This is a genomic window from Phaeodactylibacter xiamenensis, assembly GCF_965229835.1.
In the GTDB taxonomy this organism is placed as follows: Bacteria; Bacteroidota; Bacteroidia; order Chitinophagales; family Saprospiraceae; genus Phaeodactylibacter; species Phaeodactylibacter xiamenensis.
In genome coordinates, this window is record NZ_OZ245931.1 from 3495533 (window position 1) to 3515799 (window position 20267).

General features: G+C 50.4%; 15 protein-coding genes. 6 read left to right on the forward strand and 9 right to left on the reverse strand.

Going from position 1 to position 20267, the window contains the following annotated elements; all coding sequences use genetic code 11:
* The first annotated feature begins 282 nt into the window (after positions 1–282).
* Both tsaE and ACO08I_RS12990 read left to right on the forward strand, forming a co-directional pair.
* Complete coding sequence (gene tsaE / locus ACO08I_RS12985) at positions 283–702, forward strand: tRNA (adenosine(37)-N6)-threonylcarbamoyltransferase complex ATPase subunit type 1 TsaE (RefSeq protein WP_044220776.1); 420 nt, start codon at positions 283–285, stop codon at positions 700–702.
* Positions 703–874: 172 nt separating this feature from the next.
* A complete protein-coding gene (locus ACO08I_RS12990; protein ID WP_044220773.1) occupies positions 875–2107 on the forward strand; it encodes an alanine dehydrogenase in 1233 nt (410 codons plus the stop codon).
* 19 nt (positions 2108–2126) lie between these two features.
* Here ACO08I_RS12990 and ACO08I_RS12995 read toward each other — a convergent pair whose 3' ends face one another.
* From ACO08I_RS12995 to ACO08I_RS13020, 6 genes are all read right to left on the reverse strand, one after another.
* Positions 2127–3170, reverse strand: coding sequence for a hypothetical protein (locus ACO08I_RS12995; RefSeq protein ID WP_421949532.1), 1044 nt, complete (start codon positions 3168–3170; stop codon positions 2127–2129).
* A gap of 179 nt (positions 3171–3349) precedes the next feature.
* Positions 3350–4564 (reverse strand): GTPase HflX, encoded by a 1215-nt coding sequence (hflX, locus tag ACO08I_RS13000; protein ID WP_044220418.1) that lies wholly within the window; start codon positions 4562–4564, stop codon positions 3350–3352.
* Positions 4565–4614: 50 nt separating this feature from the next.
* Positions 4615–5850 carry a murein hydrolase activator EnvC family protein gene (locus ACO08I_RS13005; protein ID WP_282780524.1) on the reverse strand — a complete coding sequence of 412 codons (1236 nt, stop codon included), beginning with the start codon at positions 5848–5850 and terminating at the stop codon, positions 4615–4617.
* A gap of 4 nt (positions 5851–5854) precedes the next feature.
* Positions 5855–6625 (reverse strand): DUF4292 domain-containing protein, encoded by a 771-nt coding sequence (locus ACO08I_RS13010; protein ID WP_044220414.1) that lies wholly within the window; start codon positions 6623–6625, stop codon positions 5855–5857.
* Between the two features lie 71 nt (positions 6626–6696).
* Positions 6697–8451, reverse strand: coding sequence for a tetratricopeptide repeat protein (locus ACO08I_RS13015; RefSeq protein WP_421949533.1), 1755 nt, complete (start codon positions 8449–8451; stop codon positions 6697–6699).
* A gap of 9 nt (positions 8452–8460) precedes the next feature.
* Entirely contained in the window at positions 8461–9465 is a 1005-nt protein-coding gene (locus ACO08I_RS13020; RefSeq protein WP_044220408.1) for a sugar phosphate nucleotidyltransferase, read from the reverse strand.
* Positions 9466–9739: 274 nt separating this feature from the next.
* Between ACO08I_RS13020 and ACO08I_RS13025 the strand changes: the two genes are divergently transcribed.
* A complete protein-coding gene (locus ACO08I_RS13025; protein ID WP_081968713.1) occupies positions 9740–12079 on the forward strand; it encodes a two-component regulator propeller domain-containing protein in 2340 nt (779 codons plus the stop codon).
* A gap of 35 nt (positions 12080–12114) precedes the next feature.
* On the opposite strand, the gene bshA is transcribed toward ACO08I_RS13025, so the two are convergent.
* Positions 12115–13248 (reverse strand): N-acetyl-alpha-D-glucosaminyl L-malate synthase BshA, encoded by a 1134-nt coding sequence (bshA, locus tag ACO08I_RS13030; protein WP_044220771.1) that lies wholly within the window; start codon positions 13246–13248, stop codon positions 12115–12117.
* Positions 13249–13409: 161 nt separating this feature from the next.
* A complete protein-coding gene (locus ACO08I_RS13035) occupies positions 13410–16271 on the reverse strand; it encodes a T9SS type A sorting domain-containing protein (protein ID WP_421949534.1) in 2862 nt (953 codons plus the stop codon).
* Between the two features lie 305 nt (positions 16272–16576).
* Between ACO08I_RS13035 and ACO08I_RS13040 the strand changes: the two genes are divergently transcribed.
* Together ACO08I_RS13040 and ACO08I_RS13045 are read left to right on the forward strand one after the other, a co-directional pair.
* The gene (locus tag ACO08I_RS13040; RefSeq protein ID WP_044220401.1) at positions 16577–17491 is read left to right on the forward strand and encodes a MerR family transcriptional regulator; all 915 of its coding nucleotides are present in this window, start codon (positions 16577–16579) and stop codon (positions 17489–17491) included.
* 60 nt (positions 17492–17551) lie between these two features.
* A complete protein-coding gene (locus ACO08I_RS13045) occupies positions 17552–18226 on the forward strand; it encodes a YceI family protein (protein WP_282780535.1) in 675 nt (224 codons plus the stop codon).
* A gap of 120 nt (positions 18227–18346) precedes the next feature.
* Here ACO08I_RS13045 and ACO08I_RS13050 read toward each other — a convergent pair whose 3' ends face one another.
* On the reverse strand, positions 18347–18799 hold the full coding sequence (locus ACO08I_RS13050; RefSeq protein ID WP_282780537.1) for a low molecular weight protein-tyrosine-phosphatase: 453 nt from the start codon (positions 18797–18799) through the stop codon (positions 18347–18349).
* A gap of 115 nt (positions 18800–18914) precedes the next feature.
* Between ACO08I_RS13050 and trkA the strand changes: the two genes are divergently transcribed.
* A complete protein-coding gene (gene trkA, locus ACO08I_RS13055) occupies positions 18915–20258 on the forward strand; it encodes a Trk system potassium transporter TrkA (RefSeq protein WP_044220396.1) in 1344 nt (447 codons plus the stop codon).
* Positions 20259–20267: the final 9 nt, after the last annotated feature.

Below are 20267 nucleotides of genomic sequence, written 5' to 3' on the forward strand. Positions count from 1 at the left end.
CAAATCTAAGGTTTTGCCCGCTATATGACCATAATAATAGGAATATTTTTTCAAAAAGGCTAAAATTTGATTGGGCAGGTTGCCTCACAAAAGCAATGAACACAAGTAAACAGCCGCTTTTGCCTGATGATAGAGTGCTGAAATGACACCTGTTAAAATTGCAAGGCCTTTTAGCATAAAATGATTAAACCTCCATCAGGCTACTACTGTTCTCTCATAGCTGCAGGGAGCATTCTGCAGCATCTGCCTGCTAAATTCACCATAAAACGGTTGAACTGCTTTATGCCAAATACGATCGTATACTCATTGGAGGAGGTTGAAGAAATTGCCAAAAGGCTACTGAAGGCAGCGGCTCCTGAACAGTCCATCTGGACTTTCACCGGAGAAATCGGCGCAGGCAAAACGACACTGATCAAGGCGATATGCCGTACACTGGGCTCCGAAGAGACAATCAGCAGCCCTACCTTCTCCCTCGTCAATGAATACGAAGACCAGATGGGGGAAACTTTCTACCATATGGACCTCTACCGCTTAAATGACGTGGAGGAAGCTCTGGACATCGGAATCGAAGAGTACCTCGACAGTGGCCGGCGCTGCCTGATTGAGTGGCCTGGCCTGATTGAGCATTTGCTCCCGGAAGATACTTTCCGAATAAAGCTTGAGATAGGGTCTGATTCCAGCCGGAAAATTATATTTTTGTAAGCTATAAGTAGTTTGACGGAAACAAGCGGATCCATTTTTTCTTAAAGCTTTTGTGACATCTCAACGCAACTCTAAGGTTGTCAGTTGCTTATGATCCCGGTCAAACCGGGACACAAACTCAAAAATGGATCCACTTGTTTTGTTTCCGTCTCTCAGGAAAGCCAAGCCTTTTATGAGCGATAAGCAAAAGAAGAAGATCCCTATTCCTAAGGAGTTCACCGAACAGCAGTTTATGCCTCAGGCAGAAATGCTGCAGGTCAGCAACAAGCCCAATAAACTCTATATTGGTATCCCAAAGGAAATCACTATGCAGGAGAACCGGGTAGCCCTTGTCCCTTCTTCGGTTGCAACGCTTATCGGGCATGGGCACCGCGTGGTTGTAGAATCAGGGGCAGGTCAGGAGTCCAGCTATTCTGACCACGACTATTCCGAAACGGGCGCTGATATTGCCTATAGTGCTGAGCAGGTTTATAAAGCTGATGTTATCATTAAGGTAGCTCCCCCCACGCAGGCAGAGATTGAGCTTATGCACCCCAATCAAATCCTGATTTCGCCCCTTCAGCTTCCCATTATCAATGCAGACTACATCAATAAGCTCCGGCAAAAACGGGTCATTGCGCTCGCAATGGAGTATATCAAGGATGAGTCTGATACCTTCCCGATCGTGCGTATCATGAGCGAGATGGCCGGTATTAGTGCTATGTTGACGGCAGCGGAGCTGATGGCTACAACGAGTGGCGGCAAAGGGGTCTTGCTCGGCGGTATTTCTGGTGTACCCAGCGCTAAGGTGGTCATCCTGGGTGCTGGTATCGTGGCCGAGTACGCTACGCGAACGGCTCTGGGACTAGGTGCGGAAGTCCGCATTTTTGACAACAACATCTACAAACTGAAGCGCCTGCAAAACCAGGTAGGCCGCCCTCTATATACCTCTGCTATCAACCCGCACTATCTGGAAGCAGAACTCATCTATGCCGATGTGGCCATCGGAGCCATGCACTCTAAATCGGGCCGCACGCCCATCGTTGTGAGTGAAGAAATGGTGATGAACATGAAACCCGGAGCCGTTATTATCGATGTGAGCATTGATCAGGGCGGGTGCTTCGCTACTTCTGAGGTGACGACCTTTGACCACCCTACTTTTAGCAAGCACGAAGTCATTCACTACTGCGTGCCTAATATTGCTTCCAGGGTATCCCGGACTGCATCGGTGGCTGTAAGTAATATCCTGACGCCTATTCTTCTTAAAGCGGGCAGTACAGGCAGTATTGAACATTTGCTTTTCAATAACCATGGGCTACGCCACGGTGTCTACACCTACAAAGGTTGCCTAACCAACAGCTACCTGGGAGAACGCTTCTCGATCAAGTCTACAGATTTGGACCTCCTGATTACTTCGAATCTCTAATTGCACCAACAGCTCTGCCCTACTCCAGGTATTGCGCCTTCACCCACCCAATCACGGAGCCATGGGCGACCATCCACCAATCTGGTGTGGTATACTCTATCACCTGTATTTCCTGTCCTTCCGGTAAGCGGGCAATGCACTGCCCCTGCTGATGCCCCACTAGCCCCGCTACCATATTGGCAGGGTTACGAAGGCGGACCCGCCGTGGTGCGGGGGGCAGACCTGCATCAGTAATATGCTGCAGCATGCCTGGGTGTTCAGGGGCGTCTCTATCGGTCGCGATTTTAATAGTTGCAACAACCTGAAAATCCTGGCTGGTATCTGCCAATTCCCCCGACGAATGCGCTACTGAAGGGCCGTAGTCCGCTGAGGATAGCCTTTCCTCTTCGATAAAAACCGATGAGACCGGTTCCTCAGACAAGGTGGGCGGGGGAACCGAGTTAGATGTTTGATGCCTGGGCAGACCCGCCTCAACCGGATAACCCAAGCCTGTATTTAAGCCCTCCTCCTCAAAGGCGATCTCTAAAGGCCGGACCAGCTCGTTGGGAACCGGCACCGTTACTGCATTAGTATCGCCCCAAACCAGCAACAAGCCCGGGGGCTCTGCCTCAATAAGTATTGGATGGATCTTCGGTTCCGGCAGGCCAGGAGGCGGTGGGGCGCTGCTGGCAATGGCCGGCATGCTGGCCTCCTCAGCCGTTGGTACTAAGAAGTTCTTTTCCATCACCAACTGACCGGTAGTCCCCGGAGCCGGGTGAATGGCTGGGATATGTACCGAATATGAAGGATGATCCGCCATTTGAATCAGAACTTCGTGATCAGAGCCGGTTTCGAGGTATAAATGATAGTCCGGCCCGGCAAACCGGCTCAGCCGGACAAGCTGCCGCTGCCCGTCTCCGGAAATTTTATAGGCATCAAGGTGGAAAGGCGTTGACTCAGCACCGGGCATACTGCTTAAAATATGCCCATGTAGCCGTACATAGCGCCCCTGGCCCGAGGCGGAACAGTAAACAAGCATCAGCCCAATGGCCAATGCGGTAAGTTTTTGCATTTCTCTTCTCATAGTCTGACTGGGATTATGGGGGGACAAACAAGTTTCGCTATGGGCTCCAGGCCCCTTAGTTTCTTCCTGTTTACCCAGGTTGTGTGCATATTGCTGAGCTGAAACTAAAACCAGCTACACTTCGCTTTTTACGACTGCCTGAGTTAGAATGTTGCAGTTTGGCACCAAAACAGCGGCATCTACCACTGCTTGGCCCTATAGGGGTACCGTATCATATACTGTTCGTGCACCATCTGCTGAAGCTTTTTGCGGAGTTCATCAATATGCTCACCGGTAGCAGCAGAAACGAACATACATTCCTGGTCAAACATGTAGCGCAGGTTACCGAGCAGTCCTTCTTCAATCTCGCGCTTGCCCTCTTCCGTCAGCAAATCATCGTAATTGCGCTCCCGGTACAAGTCAATTTTGTTAAAGACCAGCAGGGTGGGTTTATCAACGGCCTGCAGGTCTTTCAGGGTGCTGTTTACGGTACGGATATGATCTTCATGCAGTGGGTGCGCTACATCTACAACATGAAGGAGGATATCACTCTCCCGCACCTCATCCAGGGTAGATTTAAAGCTTTCCACCAAATGGTGCGGAAGCTTCCGGATAAACCCAACGGTGTCAGAAAGCAGAAAAGGCATACGGTCAATGACCACTTTCCGGACCGTAGTATCCAACGTAGCGAAGAGCTTATTTTCGGCAAACACCTCTGACTTGCTCAGCAGATTCATGAGGGTCGACTTGCCTACGTTGGTGTAACCGACCAGGGCTACGCGAATCATTTCCCCGCGCTGTTTGCGTTGAGTCTGATTTTGCTGATCAATTTTCTCCAGCTTCTTCTTAAGCAGGGAGATTTTATCCCGCACAATACGGCGGTCCGTCTCGATCTCCTTTTCACCCGGGCCCCGCATACCGATACCACCACGCTGCCGCTCAAGGTGGGTCCAAAGCCCCCTCAACCGGGGCAGGAGGTACTGTAGCTGCGCCAGCTCCACCTGTGTTTTAGCCTGAGCCGTTTGCGCACGGCTGGCGAAAATATCCAGAATGAGGGTACTGCGGTCTACAATTTTCAGTTTGAGAAACTCCTCGAGTATATTCACCTGCTTACCGGAAAGGTCATCATCAAAAATAACCATGCTGACCTCCTCGTGAGCGTCAATGTATTCTTTGATTTCTTCCAGCTTACCCTTACCTACAAAGGTCCGCTTATCGGGTTGGCTGAGTTTTTGAATATAACGCTTTCTGGTTTTCGCACCAGCAGTAAGGGCCAGGAATTCCAGCTCGTCCAGGTACTCCTCTACCTCTTCTTCGGTTTGCAGCTGACGGACTACGCCTACCAAAATGGCATACTCTTTATTCTGCTTTAAACCTTTCTTGTCTTTTGTACCTATTGTCCAGTCGTGTGCCATAAAATCTTTGTCGTGAATAATGGGTACAGGGTATTGCCTGTACTTTGAGTTTACCGGTTTTGTAACCAGGTTTCCGGATTTAGCTTCTGAGTGCCCTTCCAAATTTCGAAATGCACCGTATTGTTATCTTCTGCCAGGCGGCCTATCGGCTGATTGGGCCCAACGGGCTGCCCTTTCTCCACAAGCACTTCTTCAATACGGTAGTACAACGTGAAGAAATCCCCGTGGTTAACCAATATAGCATTTTGATATACGGGTACGAAGGTGATGTGTGTCACTTCCCCTTCGAAGACCGGGAAAATATCCGCTCCGTTTTGAGCCTGTATTTCAATGCCATTATTAGGCAGCTTTAGCCCGGTATCCTCCATGACGATTGCGTTGCCAAAGGATTTACTTACCTGGCCAGACCGGACGGGCCACGGTAAACGCCCGCGCTGATTGCTAAAATTACGGGAAAGCGTTGCAGCGGCTTCCACTGTGGCAGCCGGGGCCTCCGGCGCTGTTGAGGTGGCACCAGCCGGAACACGCTCCCGGGCTTCCCGCCGTTTTCGGGACATCTCGGCGACAATGATTTCCTCGATCGCCTGATTGAGCCCTTCATGCGCAGCCTGTTGCTCGTCCAGTTTAGCCATTAACTGCTGTTCACTGGTTTTAAGTTTCTTCAGAAGGCGGTTTTTTTCCTGGAATTCTTCCTGCAACAGATCCGTCTGCCGTTGTTGTGCCGCCAGCAGCTGCTGTTGTTCTACCCGCCGGGCTTCGAGTTGTGCCGTGCGCTCAGTGAGCATCTCCTGGGTTTCGATGATGTTGACCGCCTGCTTTTTGCGGAAGCGGTCGTACTGCCGAATATACTGCCAGCGGCTGAAGGCATCGTTGAAACTCTCGGCTGAGAACAGAAAGACGAGCATACTCTGACTAAGCTTGTGCCGGTAGGCGACCCGCATAGTGTGGGCATACTCTTTCTTGAGGCGTTCAATATCGCCCTGCAGCGCCAGAAGCACCACCTCAGACCGGCGAATACTGGCATCTACCTGCTTCAGCTCCTGCTCCAGGGTACGGACCAGTTCCTGCCGGTTGCGGATCTGGGTCCTTATAGCAATGTATTGCTCAAGGGTTGCTTCCTTATCCTTTTTGGTATTGTTGAGGGCCGTTTCGGTGGCCTTTATTTCCTGCAGCAGGCGCTCCCGCTTACGCTCCAGCTCTTCCCGGTTTTGCCCGCTAAGCAGCACCGGAAGGCAAAGCAGTACCAGGGCGAGTAATATGCCACACCTGAAAGGCAGCCTGTGCATCAGTTTATTTGGCCCGTGTATATCTGGATGGGATATCAAATTTAATTGGTTTTGGGACATTTAGTTCTATGTTGCTGAACTGCAAGGTCACATTCGCCTGACCCGAATACTTGCTTTCCAGCATAAGGTTACGAATATAGGGAAATTTCTGTTCCCCTTCCAGCTCCTCGTATCCTTCCAGTAAGGCGCTCATTTCCTGCTCGTTGCGCAAGTCCTTAAATACCATTTTTTTTAGCAAAAAGTCAGAAGTGCCGATCAGGTACTCAGCCGACATTTCGTCGCTCCCGCCCCTAAGGCGATAAGTAGGCCCCAGCGGCTCGATACCCAGTTCATCGCCGCCAAAAAAGACTGGGTTACCAAGTATAAAATCCTGAAGTTCGGATAAGCTCCCTGCCGGCAGGCCGTAGGACTCCGCCAGATAAGCCAGCCCCTCTATGGTATATTCCTTGTTGAAGCGGTCCACTACGTAGACGGAGTCGGGGGTAACCTGCACCCGGGCAACCTCAAAGCCCAGCTTTTTCACACTTAACCAGAGGAGGCTGTCCTTTTTCATGCGAATTGTAGCACTGGCAGACACCGACATGTCTTCATCAGCATAATCTAAACGCAGGCGGCTCTCAAACCAATCCGGCGATAAGCGTTGTTTTTCCATGCGCTTTAGCAGACCGGATGCCGTCATATCTTTATCGGCAACGCCTTTGGATTTTCGGATAGAAGCGCAACTGTTTAGCGAGAGGACAGCCAGCAGCAAAATGGCATAAGAAGTATACTTCATGTTAGCGTTTGTTGATGAAAAAAAGCCGGCTTACGGCTTTATGAATACCGACGGGGCGAGAGTGGTTTGGGTTACTCTACCAGCTTTCGCTGCTCAATTTTCTGTTCCAGCGCGGAAGAACCGGCGCCAGCAGCCCGTGCTTTCTTCCAGTTTGCTACGGCCTCTTCGACTTTACCAAGTTGATAGAGGGTATCGCCCAGGTGTTCCAGGATGACCGGGCTGGCACTCCCCTCGTTTTCTGCGGCACGCTGCAACCATGCGCGAGCTTCCTGATAGTCGCCCCGTTTGTAAAGTACCCACCCAAGCTGCATTTGGAAAGCGGCCTGACCGGGCAACAGCTCGTTGGCTTTTCGGGCCATTTGTTCAGCATCCTTTAGGCGTTCCTCCCGCTGTGCCAGGGCATAGGCATAACGGGACAATGCAGGTGGTGCGGTATCATCGGTAGCCAGCGCTTTGCCAAATGCTTCGTCAGCAGCGCCTGTATCACCGGTGGCCTGATACAGTAAGCCTTGCAAAGAGTAGATCAGCACCATCGCCCTGACATTCCCCCCGGCCATAAAACCTGCCTGCTGCAAGGTGGAAAGAGCAGCATCATGATTGCCCAGATGATAGTCCGCCAGCGCATTCATATAGTACACAAGAGGCTGATTGGGGTAGTAGTCCATGGCGCGCTCGCTAAAACCCCTTAGGGCTTCAAACTGAAAAGTTTCTTCGTAGAGTTGCATGATTTGCTCCCAAACCATGAAGTTGGCGTTGTCTTCTTCTATCGTTTGCAGGTACTTGGGCAGGGCTTCTGCCTTACGGCCCGAATGATAGAGCAAATCGCCCGCTGCTGAGGACGCTTTTGCACTGCCGGGATGGACTTCCTCCAGGATATCAGTAAGCTCCAGCAACGCATCAGCCAGGCTTTGATCTCCGGTGTCCGCTACTTTCTGAATGAAAGGTATGATTTTCCTGATTTTGACATCAATATCTGTATCCGGGCTGTAAAAAGGTTCCTTTAATTGATTAAGAAAGCGGATTTCGTCTGTTTCCTGGCCGGACTGCCCAGCGAGTGCCATTTTGGCTTTGGCGTTGTCCGGGTCAATATTGAGGATATCGCTATAGACCGAGCGTGCTTTTTGGCCCTCCCCAATTTGCTCGTAAAACCCCGCCAGCAGATGCCGGTACTGCACGTTGTCCGGAAAAGCCTCAATGAGGCGCAGGAGTTCTTCCGCCGCTTTTTTATCCTGCCGTTGGCTCAGGTATAAAGTATGCTTGCGGCGGATGACTTCCTCGTTAAGCCCCAGGCGGGTTTCCAGGTCGTCATAGACCTTCAGGGCGTCCTTAATCTCGTTGGCTTTGACCAAAAGGAAGGCGAGGCGATAGTAGCTTTGCTCGTCGTTGGGCTCCAGCTCCACCACGCGCTCGTAGGTTGCAGCAGCCTCTTCAAATTGTCCGGCCTGCTGTTGCAAATCGGCCAGAAATTTGTGGTACCAAATGTTATCTGCATCCCATTCGGTAGCATCTTTGGCGTATTTCAGGCTCTTGTCGCGGTCGCTTTGGGCTTCATAAATGCGAGCCATTTCAAAAGCAGCAGTAGCATTTTCACGATCCTTACGCAAAATATTCTCCAGCATACTAATCGCTTCATCATAGTTGCCCAGAAGCTTCTCCCGGCTCGCATCGATAAACAGCTCCTGTATTTTGACGGCTTCTTCATCTACCCGGTCTACCTGAGCCATAAGCCCCGGAGCAGTACTCAGCAACATCAGGACGATCAGCCCGAAAAGGCCAGCCAATCCAATTCTGTTTGCGGTCCCTTCCTTTAGGATTTTTTTCCTCATAGCGTTCTGTTACTTGTATTCGGAATAGTCGCCGATACTAATTTCTGACTTATTCCCCTCGTAGTCGACTTTGTTGCCCAGCATGGAATGGCTGAGGTTGGCGTGGCGGACTACGGTGTCATTCTGTATGACTGCATCACTGATAACGGATTGTTCCACCGTTGAATTGTGGCCCAAAGATACATGAGGCCCTACAACACTGTTGCGAATTACTGTATTTTCTCCGATAAAACAAGGCGGGATAATAACGGCATTATCCAGCGTTACGCTGTCGGCAACCAATTTTTCCTTATCCTGCTTGAGCTGCAGCATACGGCGGTTGGTAGCCACCACGTTGTCCTTATTGCCACAGTCCAGCCATTCCTCAATCTGAGCCGAGCGAAACTTCACGCCGTTATTTTTGAGCAGCTCCAGGGCCGTGGTAATCTGAAATTCCCCTTTGTCCCGAATGTCGTTGTCCACCATATGCTGAAGGGTGTCACGAAGGCGCTCACCGTCCCGCACGTAGTACAGCCCGACAATCGCCAGGTCAGAAACAAAGGTGGGCGACTTTTCCACAAACTCCGTAATAACATTATTTTCGTCGGTCTTTACGACTCCGAATGAGGAAGGGTCCTCAACTTTCTGGCACCAAATGATACCGTCCTCTTTAGGATCGAAGGAAAAGTTGGCCTTGAAGAGCGTATCCGCAAAAGCTACAATACAGTTGCCGCTCAGGCTCGGCTTGGCACACAGTATCGCATGGCCCGGCCCGTGAGGGATATCCTGTGTGTAAATGGAGCATTTGGCGCCAACTTTAGCAGCAATTTCCTGCAACTGCGCTTCCGCTTCTGCGCCGAAGTCGCCAATGACAAATGCGACTTCTTCCACCGGTTCGTCCAGTGCTTCGGCCAGGTCTTCCACGATACGCTGTACAATAGGCTTACCGCTTACCGGCAACAAGGGCTTGGGGATGGTAAGGGTGTGTGGGCGCAGGCGGGATCCGCGGCCTGCCATGGGAATGATGATTTTCATGATTCAGGATTGGTTTAGTTTTAAAAATCAGGGGTACTACGTTGGTTTCACAATTGTGCGTATTTGTTTCCGGTAGCCCTTCTATTAAAGGTATGGAAGCCCTTGATAGTTTGAACAGCTCCTTTCTATTGTTTACTTAAATTAGCGGCGAGGTACAATATAAGGCTTCATGCAACGTCAGTTGTTGTAGTCCTTATTGACTTTTTCAGTAAAAAGAAGCTTTTTCCGCTTTTTTACGGCGAGACAGGCCGGAAAACCAATAAACATCAATGTGATGCGCCAATTTCTACTGTGGACGTTTGGTCTTTGTTTGACTTGCACATTTGCTCATAGCCAAAACCCGCTGCCCATTGGTCAGTGGAGGAGCCACCTACCCTATCAGACCGGGCAATATGTTACCCAGAGTGCCGAAAAAATCTACTTCTCCACCGAATTATCTGTGCTTTCTGTAGACAAGACTGACTTTGCTGTTGACTTTCTCTCCACCGTGGATGGGCTGAGCAATGCCGGTGTGGAGTTCATTCGTTACAATTCGTTCAGCAACATTTTGATCATCGTTTATCAAAATGCGGTGATCGATCTCCTTTACGAAGACGGAGAGGTGGTGACCCTCAATCAAATCCGAAACTTCCAGAACTTCTCCGGAGAGAAGCGGATCAATGATATGCACATTCTCAATGACAGTATCGTCTATCTGGCAGCCACCTACGGGGTATCGGAGCTGGACATTCTAAATACGGAATTCCGGTCCACCACACTAACAGGGGTGGAAGTCAGCAGCGTGCATGTTTTTGAAGAAGACCTCTACGCCGCTACAGAAGAAGGCATCTACCGCATTTCCACCAACAACGTCAACCCGGATGACTTTGGCAACTGGGACTTGCTGGGCCCTTCGGAGGGCTTCCCAATGGACTACAGCGCGCAGGGTTTCGAGACATTTGAGGGCGCGCTTTATGTGGGCGTTAATGACACGGCCTTTCGGTATGAAAATCAGCAGTTGGAATACTTTTATGCCGAAACAGGCAGTACGCTGCAGTTCATGTCTCACGAGGGCACGCTGCTGCTGGTAGGCTTCCGCCCGGGGCGGGTGGTCTATTTGCATCCGGACGGGCGGACGGGCCCTTTGCCATTCAACTGCATTTTCACACCCAATTATGCCATAGAAGATGAGCGGGGGCGGCTTTGGTACGGTAATGAAGCCGTTGGTTCTGATTTTCGCTACGCCGAAAACTTTGAACAAGGCTTCTGCGAATCCCTGAACTTTAATTCGCCCTTTTCAGAAGCCGTCTGGAATATGTCCATTGCCAACGGACAGCTCTGGATGGCCTCCGGGGGACTTGACCAAACCCTGGGCCCAATCTTTATCCGGGATGGATTTGCGTCTCTTATCAACGGGCAATGGACGGTATACAACCGGGATCTGAGGGACGAACTCAAGGGGGATGACCTCAACAGTTCTGATGATGACATTCAGGTTTTTGTCACCTCTGCCATCAACCCGGGGAACAGTAAAGTCTACATGGGCAGCTACATCGAAGGCCTGGTGGAAGTCGATCCTGCTTCTGACGAGATCACCGCCTACAACACGGATAATTCCACTCTGCAAATTGCCCAGCAAGATATTCGCGTGCGCGTGGGCGGGCTTGCGTTTGACGAAGACAATAACCTCTGGGTAAGCAACAACTCGGCTCCTGCCCCACTGTCCGTATTGATGCCTGGTGGGGAATGGCGGAGCTTTCAGCCCGGTTGTTCCCAAAACTCAGTGCTTGATATTGCCATAGATGGCAGTGGGTACAAATGGATACGCCTCGGCAGCAGCAGTGCCGGCCTCCTCCTCTTTGATGAAGGCGATATGGAAGACCCCAATGATGACCGGTGCCGCGTCTTCACCGCTAACAACAGCGAATTGCCCAGTAATGATGTCAATTGCGTGACTGCTGATATAGACGGGGATATCTGGGTGGGCACGACAGAAGGCGTTGTGATTTTTGAATGCGGCAGCAGTGCCTTCGATGAGTCCTGTATTGGTACAAGGCGTATCGTTGAGCAGGATGGCTTTGGCGCCCGCCTTCTGGAGACCGAAAATGTAATCGATATAGCCGTTGACGGGGCTAACCGGAAGTGGATAGGGACACAGAATGGTGTTTTCCTGCTTTCTCCCTCTGGTGAGGAACAAGTCGACCGGTTTACGGTAGCCAACAGCCCACTTTTCGACAACAATATTGTAGACATTGCCGTAGATCAGCAAACCGGAGAGGTCTTTATCGGTACGGCAAAGGGCATTATCTCCTACCAAAGCGATGCGGTGGAAGGGGGCCGGGTGCACCGCTCGGACATTCTGGTTTACCCCAATCCGGTACGAGAGGACTATGAGGGCCCGATCGCCATCAACGGGCTGGCCCGGGATGCGGTAGTGAAAATTACAGACGTGACGGGCAAGCTGGTTTTTGAGACCAATGCCCTGGGCGGGCAGGCGGTCTGGAATGGCAGGGACTACAACGGGCGGCGGGTACAAACCGGTGTATACCTGGTATTTAGTAGCAGCAATGCCCGCAATACCAGCCTGAACGCCCGGCCAGATGCAGCAGTGGCTAAGATTATGGTCATCAATTGAGATGATCCGCTGCCGGGTTTGTTGCCCGGCACCCCTTAGTAAACAGCTGTCTTGACAATTTCTTCGTAGTAAGCTTCGTATTGCGGGAGGATATTATCGATATCAAAACGTTTGGCCTGTGCCAAAGCGTGGCGACGGAAGGTCTGTAGTTTTTTATCATCCTGGAGTATGCTAAGGGCATTACGGGCCATATCCTCCACATCACCAACCGGGCTAAGGTAACCGGTTTTACCATGAATATTCACTTCCGGCAGGCCTCCTACATCAGAAGAAATGACAGGGACTTCACAAGCCATGGCCTCAAGTGCAGCCAGACCGAAACTCTCACTGCCCGAAGGCATGATAAACAGGTCCGCAATCGCCAGCAGCTCTTCCACGGCGTCCTGCTTTCCCAGGAAGCGGGTTTCATGGCAAAGCTCCATCTTGCGGCAGAGCTCTTCGAGGTTGTGCCGCTCCGGGCCGTCACCAATAAGCAGCAGCTTGGAAGGTATTTCCTTGTAGACTTTAGCGAATACCTTGAGTACATCCTCTACGCGTTTTACCTTTCGGAAGTTGGACACATGCACCAGAATCCGCTCTCCGTTTGGCGCAATTGCCTTTTTAAAGTGGTCTTTGTTGACCTTTCGGAAGCGCTCAAAGTCAATGAAGTTATTGATCACTCTGATATCGTTATGGATATCGAAGTACTCATAGGTTTGTTGCTTGAGGCTTTCAGACACCGCAGTGACACCATCTGATTTATTGATGGAGAAAGCCACCACCGGCGCGAAAGCGTTGTTATTGCCCACCAGGGTAATATCAGTACCATGCAGGGTAGTGATCACTGGGATGTACTTGCCTTCGGTGAGCAGAATTTTTTTGGCCATATAAGCCACTGCTGCGTGCGGAATGGCGTAGTGGACGTGCAGCAAGTCCAGGTGGGCAAACTTCACCACATCCACCAGCTTACTGGCCAGCGAGGTATCATAGGGGGTATACTCAAACAGCGGATAGTCTTCTGTAGCGACCTCGTGGAAAACTACATTTTCGTGGAATGCCGACAGGCGTGCAGGGCGTTTGTAGGTGATGAAGTGGACTTCGTGCCCCTTGCGGGCAAGCCCAAGGCCAAGCTCTGTAGCGACAACGCCACTTCCTCCGTAGGTGGGGTAACAGACAATCCCTATTTTCATAAGCGGTGACATGCCCCGCTGCCGCGGGGCAGCAGGTTGAAGTTTTGATTTGCTAAGGATTGATACGTTTGGGGGCTTAAATAGTTTATTTTTTAACAACAACGGGGCGTTCCTGCCTCATTCAGCAGAAACGCCCCGTTACATTTCATCAGGGACTAAAACTACAGCCCGGCTTTGATCAGCTTAGCCGTTTTGACCTGCCCGTTGGCGAAAATACGCACCCAGTACATACCGCTGTTGTAGCGGCTCAGGTCAATGGGGTAGGTCCCCTCTGTCACCTGCTGGTCTACAGTTTCATAAAGCAGTTGCCCCATGGTATTCAGCACCTGAATGCGCGCATCTACCGGCTGCTTGAAGGCTACGGTCAGGGTACTCTGCCCGGAGGTCGGATTAGGCGCCAGGTTGACGCTGCCGATGTTGTCCAGTTCAATCGTACCGACCATTACATCCACTGCGAATGTTTTGACGTCCTGACAGCCAAACCCATCTGTAATCGTTACGGTGTATTCGCCAACGCCCAGGTCAGAAACCACCCGGGTCGAATCGCCGGTGCTCCACTCGTAGATGTAAGGGCCTTCGGAGCTTGTTGGCAGGACAGCTATGCTGCCATCTGTCATATCCGCTGCACTGGCACCAGTGATGATGGAATCAATGGTAATACCACTACAACGGCGGATATTGATGTTGTCGATATCCAGCCAGTAGTCACCTTCACCCCAGATACCCTGGAAGCGAACGCGGATATACTCCCCGGCATATTCTTCCAGTGGAAGCGTCACGGTTGTCATATCTACGGATGGAACATGCAGAGAGTCAGAAACCGTAAAAACAGTTGTATAGGTTTCTCCACAGTCTGTAGAGACGCCTACCTTAAGGCTGTCCATATCTGTGAGCACTGTTGGCTCTGTACCTGCGAAATATTCAACGTACCGGTAATCAAAGCGGAGGGTGTCACCAGCTTCCACGGGCCCCAGGACCGGCATTTCCAAGGAGATAGAATCATTGAAGGACCAGATATTGGCATGGATGGCGAAGGAAGCGTTATTGTGCCCGTTAGAAACCGTTACACTTGGGCTAACCTCCCAGTCATCCGGCACACCTCCTGCTTCAAAGTCCTGTTTGTAAGGCAGTTGAGAAGCCGTTTGGAAACGGTACATAGTCGTGTCATTGGCCAGGAAGCCGTCACCGTCGAGCATGGCCCAGGCGCGGACTTCGTAGATGCCCGGCACGGAAGAGTCGAAGGTTTGTTCGAAAGTATAAACAAACTGATCCCCCGGGAAAACGATAGGCAAGCCAGTGGTTTCCATCACCACAGGGCCGCCGTTCACGGAGTAGGCTACCGGAATATTTTGCTGAGGTTCATCACCCACATTCCGGATGGTGAACGTCACCTGATCGTCAGGGCTACCGCAGGCTACATCTTCCAGCGTTGTGATACCGGAAGCGGCCATATCATCTGCAATTGTTGGCCCGATCAGGATATTGTCGAGCCCAATCCCCTCACGCGGAACAGAACCATCAGAAGAGAAAACGAAACGCACCTTTACATCAGCTTCTCCCGCAGTATTTGCGAGGATATTTTGTACATACGCCCATCCCTCAAATCCAGCAGTGCCATCCCACCAGTTGTTGAACGTATCATTGTACCAGTTCACACCAGTACCTGCCACACCGACTTTAGACCAGGTCTCGCCATCATCAGTGGAAACTTCCAGCCAAAGCTCATCGCAGCAAGACTCTGACTCGAAATTCATAAAGAAGGCGATGCGGGGGTCTTCATCCAGCGAACTGAAATCAAGGCAGGGAGAAATCAGATAGGAAATCTCGCTGTTATTGTAGTCTCCATCCAGGTTGGTCACCCAGGCATTTTCGCCGCTTACAGCACTATTGATCAGCGTACCAGCCGGCACGCCGTATTCCCAGGTAGCCTCGCCGGTGCCATTCTGTTCAACGGTCCATCCACCGCCCCACTCTTCAAAAGTTTGGTAGTAAGGGTAAGTCGTTACCTCCGGAATATTGACAATAAGGACACGGGTGGTATCATTTGTACGTACGCTATCACCTTCCAGGTCCGTCCAGATTTCAAATAAGTACTCGCCGGGCTCGGACAGGTCATAAGGTGCATCAAACTGAGCGATATCCGTACTATCCGTCCCAATCACACCAGTGAAGAGGCCATCCGTGGGCATATTCACGCCGCCGGGAATGCCATTGACGGCAAAGTTGTAAGGGATGAGTGTCTGAGGCGCACCTCCAAAATTGGAAATGGCTAAAGTAATGCTGTCTGCTATCCCCAGGTTGCAAGCGGTAACCGGGTCAAGCAATTCCACTACCCCCACGTCATTCGCAAATGGAGTGAAAAAAGGGTAGGGGCCAATTGTAATGCTTGTATCACCATTCGCACATGCAGCGGACAGGTATACTTCGTAACCGGTATTTTCCGAAAGGTTGAAAAGAGTTGTGGAAGCCCCGGATATAGTTTTGAAAGTGCCCATGCCCGGCATAAAGCCCGCTTCGCCAAGCTCAATGATCGTGGAGCCTTCCGGGTCAGAAGGGATCAAAGAGACATCGGCACGAAAGGCGCGGATATTCTCAATATCAATCCCCCCGGTAGGCGGCGGCGGGCAGGAAGGGCACACCGCACTGGCAGTAAAGGCAACACCAGACAAAGGGGCACCAACCAGACCATCCTCAAAAATAACAGTAAACTCGGCGTCGACGAGGTTATAGGAAACCTCCGGACCGAACCCGCCAACTGTGAAGTCCAGTATAATCGTATCTCCTTCCGTTACGGTCAGCGCAAAGGAGTTGAAACTACCGTCATCATTGAAATTATCAAGGGTGTAGGTGGTGGTGGTATTCCCGATCGTTACATCAAGGAAGCCGCCATTCCAGCCATCACCGAAGCTATCGAATAGATTGAGCGTATATTCACAGGATGTTTGGGCGTTCAGGGTGCTGCTGCCTAACAAAAACGGCAACAGGATGAACCAAAAGGGGCGCAGGGTAAAACTCCGCTTCATATAGTTTTCTTTTTAACTTTTGATAAGTCTTATAGCAGCTATGCAATATGGTTTTAGCCCGCCTTCGCGGCACCTTCAACCACCATATTTCTTGCCCTGTTATAGGAGTGCTAAAATTAAGCAAAAATTCCAATACCCTTAAGCCTCTTCACGTCACCTGCCTGCCAAAGCAGCAGGAATTCATTGAAAATGATTTTATTTAAACCTTTTATCTTGTTTAATGTTAGGATTTTTGTTCACCAGGAGGGTCTGTAAACCACAGCTTCTGCAGCAGCTTAAGACACTGATTTAAAAGAAATTATAGCGTGGCCGTTTATTCTATAAAAGATTTAGAAAAGCTTTCGGGCATCAAGGCGCATACCTTGCGGGTGTGGGAGCAACGCTATGATATCATCAAGCCAAAACGGACTAAAACAAATATCCGGTATTATTTGGACGATGATTTGAAATTCATCCTGAATATTGCGCTGCTTAACAAAAACGGTATCAAAATCTCCAAAATAGCGGAGATGAGCCGTGAGGAGATTGCAGAGAAAGTAGCTGCTATTTCTGAAATCAATTTTGAGTATGGCACTCAGCTCGATGCGCTCACCATTTCGATGATTGAAATGGACGAGTACAAATTTGACCGGATCATTAGTACCAATATCCAGCAACTTGGTTTTGAGCGGACCATGCTTGAGATTATTTACCCTTTCCTGGATAAGCTCAGTGTTTTATGGCTTACCGGCTCTATCAACCCGGTGCAGGAGAATTTCATGAGTTACCTGATCCGGCAGAAAATCGTTGTTGCTATTGACAATGAGACTTTGGTTAGTGGCAAGGATGTGAAGCGGTTCCTCATCTATTTACCGGAAGGTGAGAAGCAGGAGCTTAGCATGCTGTTCATGCACTATCTGCTAAAATCCAGAGGCAACCACGTTGCTTATATCGGACAGGACATTACCCTTGCCGATCTCAAGGACGCCTGCACTATTTACCAGCCGGACTTCATTTTCACGATGATCACGGAGACTTTCTCCAGAGAGCCTTTGCAGCAATATGTGGACCGGCTTGCAGAAAACTTTAAGGATTGCCGCATTCTCCTTTCCGGGTATCAGGTAGTGGCCCAGAAAGTGGAGCGGTCCGAAAATATAGAAATACTGAAGAGTCTTGATCAAACGATGTCTTTCCTGGAAACGCTGCAGGCCAGTGGAGAAAAAATAAAAGCCCGCCACTAAAACCTATTTCAGACAACTGACCTTTCCTTTTATAATTGTTCAACACTTTAAACCTCTATTATGAAAAAGGCAATGCTCCTTTACGGCGCAGCACTGTTGCTGAGCGCAGTATTCGTATCCTGCGGACAAACGCCTGAAGGCGAAAAAGTAGAAGCGCAGGAAAAGGTGGAAACCACTACCTCTGAAAATACTTCAGGAATGGCATACAGTGTAGATACTGAAGCCAGCAAAATCAACTGGACAGGCGGCAAACTCGTGGGCAATTCACACACAGGCTATATCCAACTGAAAGAAGGCCAGCTCAACGTCGAGGGAGGGAACCTGACAGGCGGCAAGTTTGTGATAGACATGAATACCATTACGGATACGGATATAGAGAACCCGGAGAAGCGCCAGGACCTGGAAGGGCACCTGAAGAGTGATGATTTCTTCAACGTTGGCGCCCACCCTACTGCTACCTTTGAAATCGCCCAGGTAGAACCAGCTCCGGATAAACCAGATGCCACTCATACCATCACAGGCAACCTGATGATGAAGGGCATTACCAAAAGCGTAACTATTCCTGCCAACATCAGTATGGAAGACGGCATGATCAAGGCAATTACGCCCCAGTTTGTCATCGATCGTACACAGTGGGAAGTCATGTACGGTGCATCCGCTCTTGGCGTGGTCAAGGACAACATCATTAAGGATGAAGTGGCCCTTGTCATTGACCTGACAGCTAAAGCCCGGTAAAGGCATCCTTTCCCACCTGTCTGGAAAAAGAAACGGCTGGTACAGGCTTAACGCATCTACCAGCCGTTTTTGATTGGCATACAGCAAGGCAGTATTCGCCGGAATCCCCCCATTTCCTACCTACCGGTGAGCCTCGATCAGGGCATCACAAGCCTGATCCAGCATTTGATACACTTTCTCAAAGCCATCGTCATCCCAATAGGGGTCAGGCACGTCTCCGCCGTTTTCATCAGAAGTGTAGTCCAGTATTTTTTTAACTTTTTTTGCTTCGGCCGGCGATTGAGCTAAACGGAGGATATCCCGGTAATTCGACTGGTCCATCGCCAGGATGAGGTCGAAGTCTTTCAGGTCCTGCCGGCCGAACTGCCGGGCACGCTGTGCGGAGATATCAAGCCCGTGCTGCCCCGCCGTGTAAACCGAGCGAGGGTCTGGCTTTTCGCCGATGTGCCAGGAGCCGGTACCGGCGGAGTCAATTTCCCAATCTAAACCCTGGGCCGCCACTTTACGTTCCAAAATCCCCTGTGCCAGTGGGGAACGGCAGATATTTCCCAAACAAACCATCAAGATTCTCATAGAGACCAGCATTTAAAACCCAAAGTAATCTTACTTTCCACTACCCTGCCTATATTTGCAGCTTGGAAAGGCTCGTTGTACAAACAACTGCCCTCGATTTTGAAAAGTTCTAATCATGAAGATTGTAATCGCAGGAGCCGGCGACATAGGTTTCCACCTGGCCGAGCTGCTGTCCTTTGAAAAGCAGGATATCGTCCTCATTGACACCAATCAGGAGGTGCTCGACTATGCAGCCACCCACCTCGATGTCATGACCCTGCGCGGCGACGCCTCCTCCATTGACATCCTCCGGCAGGCCGATGTCAACCGAGCCCGCCTGGTACTGGCAGTCACGACTTCTGAAAAAACCAACCTTGTCACTGCTATCCTGGCCAAGAAGATGGGTGCACGTCAGACCATCGCACGGGTGAGCAATCACGAATACCTTGAAGACTCTCAAAGGGAGACCTTCCGGGAATTGGGTGTAGACTCTCTCATCTCTCCGGTACTGCTGGCAGGGGAGGAAATCCGGCGCCTGATCCGGGAGTGTTCCTTTACAGACCACTTCGCATTTGAGGATGGCAAAATCAACCTTATTGGCGTTACCCTGGACGAATACAGCCCGCTGGTCAACCAGCAACTGTTCAATATTGATGACGAGCAGGACACGGACCTCAACCTTCGTCCTATCGCTATCCTGCGGGGCCACCGGACCATCATCCCAAGGGGCAAAACCATTCTCAGAAGAGGTGACCATGTTTACTTTATCACCAAGAAGAAAAACATGGAGAAACTCAATAATCTGATCGGCAAACAGAAGTACAAGGTCAAAAACGTTATGATCCTTGGTGGCACCCCTCTGGGGCTGGCCACTGCGAAACAGCTGGAGAACGAGTACAATATCACGGTGATCGAAAGCGATAAGGAGCGCTGTAAAGTCCTGGCCGAACAGCTCAACAACAGCCTCATCATTAACGGCGATGCCAGCAATATTGACCTTTTGGTGGAAGAAGGGCTAAACAACATGGATGCTTTTGTCGCATTGAGCAGCAACTCTGAGACCAATATTATTGCCAGTCTTACCGCTAAGAACCACGGCGTGTACAAAACCATCGCTCAGGTAGAGAACAAAGAGTACATCCATATTTCCCAAAACATTGGCGTAGATACGCTTATCAATAAAAAACTGATTGCAGCCAATAATATTTTCCGGTTTATCCGCAAAGGCAAAGTAGAAGCCATTACCAGCCTGCACGGTGTGGATGCTGAGGTCATCGAATACCTTATCCATAAATCGAATAAGACCACCCGCAAACCATTGAAAGACCTGCACTTCCCGGATACTGCGCTCATCGGCGGGGTCATCCGGGGAGAAGAAGCCCTTATCCCGGATGGGGAGTTCCAATTGCAGCTCAACGACAAGGTTATTGTGTTTGCGTTGCCCGAGGCTATTGACAAACTTGAACAGTTATTCCACTAAGCTCAGCAC

What these genes read in the sequence shown, in the direction of transcription:
- tsaE (WP_044220776.1), top strand. Translation starts at nt 283, where the DNA reads ATGCCAAATACGATCGTATACTCATTGGAGGAGGTTGAAGAAATTGCC.
- ACO08I_RS12990 (WP_044220773.1), top strand. Translation starts at nt 875, where the DNA reads ATGAGCGATAAGCAAAAGAAGAAGATCCCTATTCCTAAGGAGTTCACC.
- ACO08I_RS12995 (WP_421949532.1), bottom strand. Translation starts at nt 3,170, where the DNA reads ATGAGAAGAGAAATGCAAAAACTTACCGCATTGGCCATTGGGCTGATG.
- hflX (WP_044220418.1), bottom strand. Translation starts at nt 4,564, where the DNA reads ATGGCACACGACTGGACAATAGGTACAAAAGACAAGAAAGGTTTAAAG.
- ACO08I_RS13005 (WP_282780524.1), bottom strand. Translation starts at nt 5,850, where the DNA reads ATGCACAGGCTGCCTTTCAGGTGTGGCATATTACTCGCCCTGGTACTG.
- ACO08I_RS13010 (WP_044220414.1), bottom strand. Translation starts at nt 6,625, where the DNA reads ATGAAGTATACTTCTTATGCCATTTTGCTGCTGGCTGTCCTCTCGCTA.
- ACO08I_RS13015 (WP_421949533.1), bottom strand. Translation starts at nt 8,451, where the DNA reads ATGAGGAAAAAAATCCTAAAGGAAGGGACCGCAAACAGAATTGGATTG.
- ACO08I_RS13020 (WP_044220408.1), bottom strand. Translation starts at nt 9,465, where the DNA reads ATGAAAATCATCATTCCCATGGCAGGCCGCGGATCCCGCCTGCGCCCA.
- ACO08I_RS13025 (WP_081968713.1), top strand. Translation starts at nt 9,740, where the DNA reads ATGCGCCAATTTCTACTGTGGACGTTTGGTCTTTGTTTGACTTGCACA.
- bshA (WP_044220771.1), bottom strand. Translation starts at nt 13,248, where the DNA reads ATGAAAATAGGGATTGTCTGTTACCCCACCTACGGAGGAAGTGGCGTT.
- ACO08I_RS13035 (WP_421949534.1), bottom strand. Translation starts at nt 16,271, where the DNA reads ATGAAGCGGAGTTTTACCCTGCGCCCCTTTTGGTTCATCCTGTTGCCG.
- ACO08I_RS13045 (WP_282780535.1), top strand. Translation starts at nt 17,552, where the DNA reads ATGAAAAAGGCAATGCTCCTTTACGGCGCAGCACTGTTGCTGAGCGCA.
- ACO08I_RS13050 (WP_282780537.1), bottom strand. Translation starts at nt 18,799, where the DNA reads ATGAGAATCTTGATGGTTTGTTTGGGAAATATCTGCCGTTCCCCACTG.
- trkA (WP_044220396.1), top strand. Translation starts at nt 18,915, where the DNA reads ATGAAGATTGTAATCGCAGGAGCCGGCGACATAGGTTTCCACCTGGCC.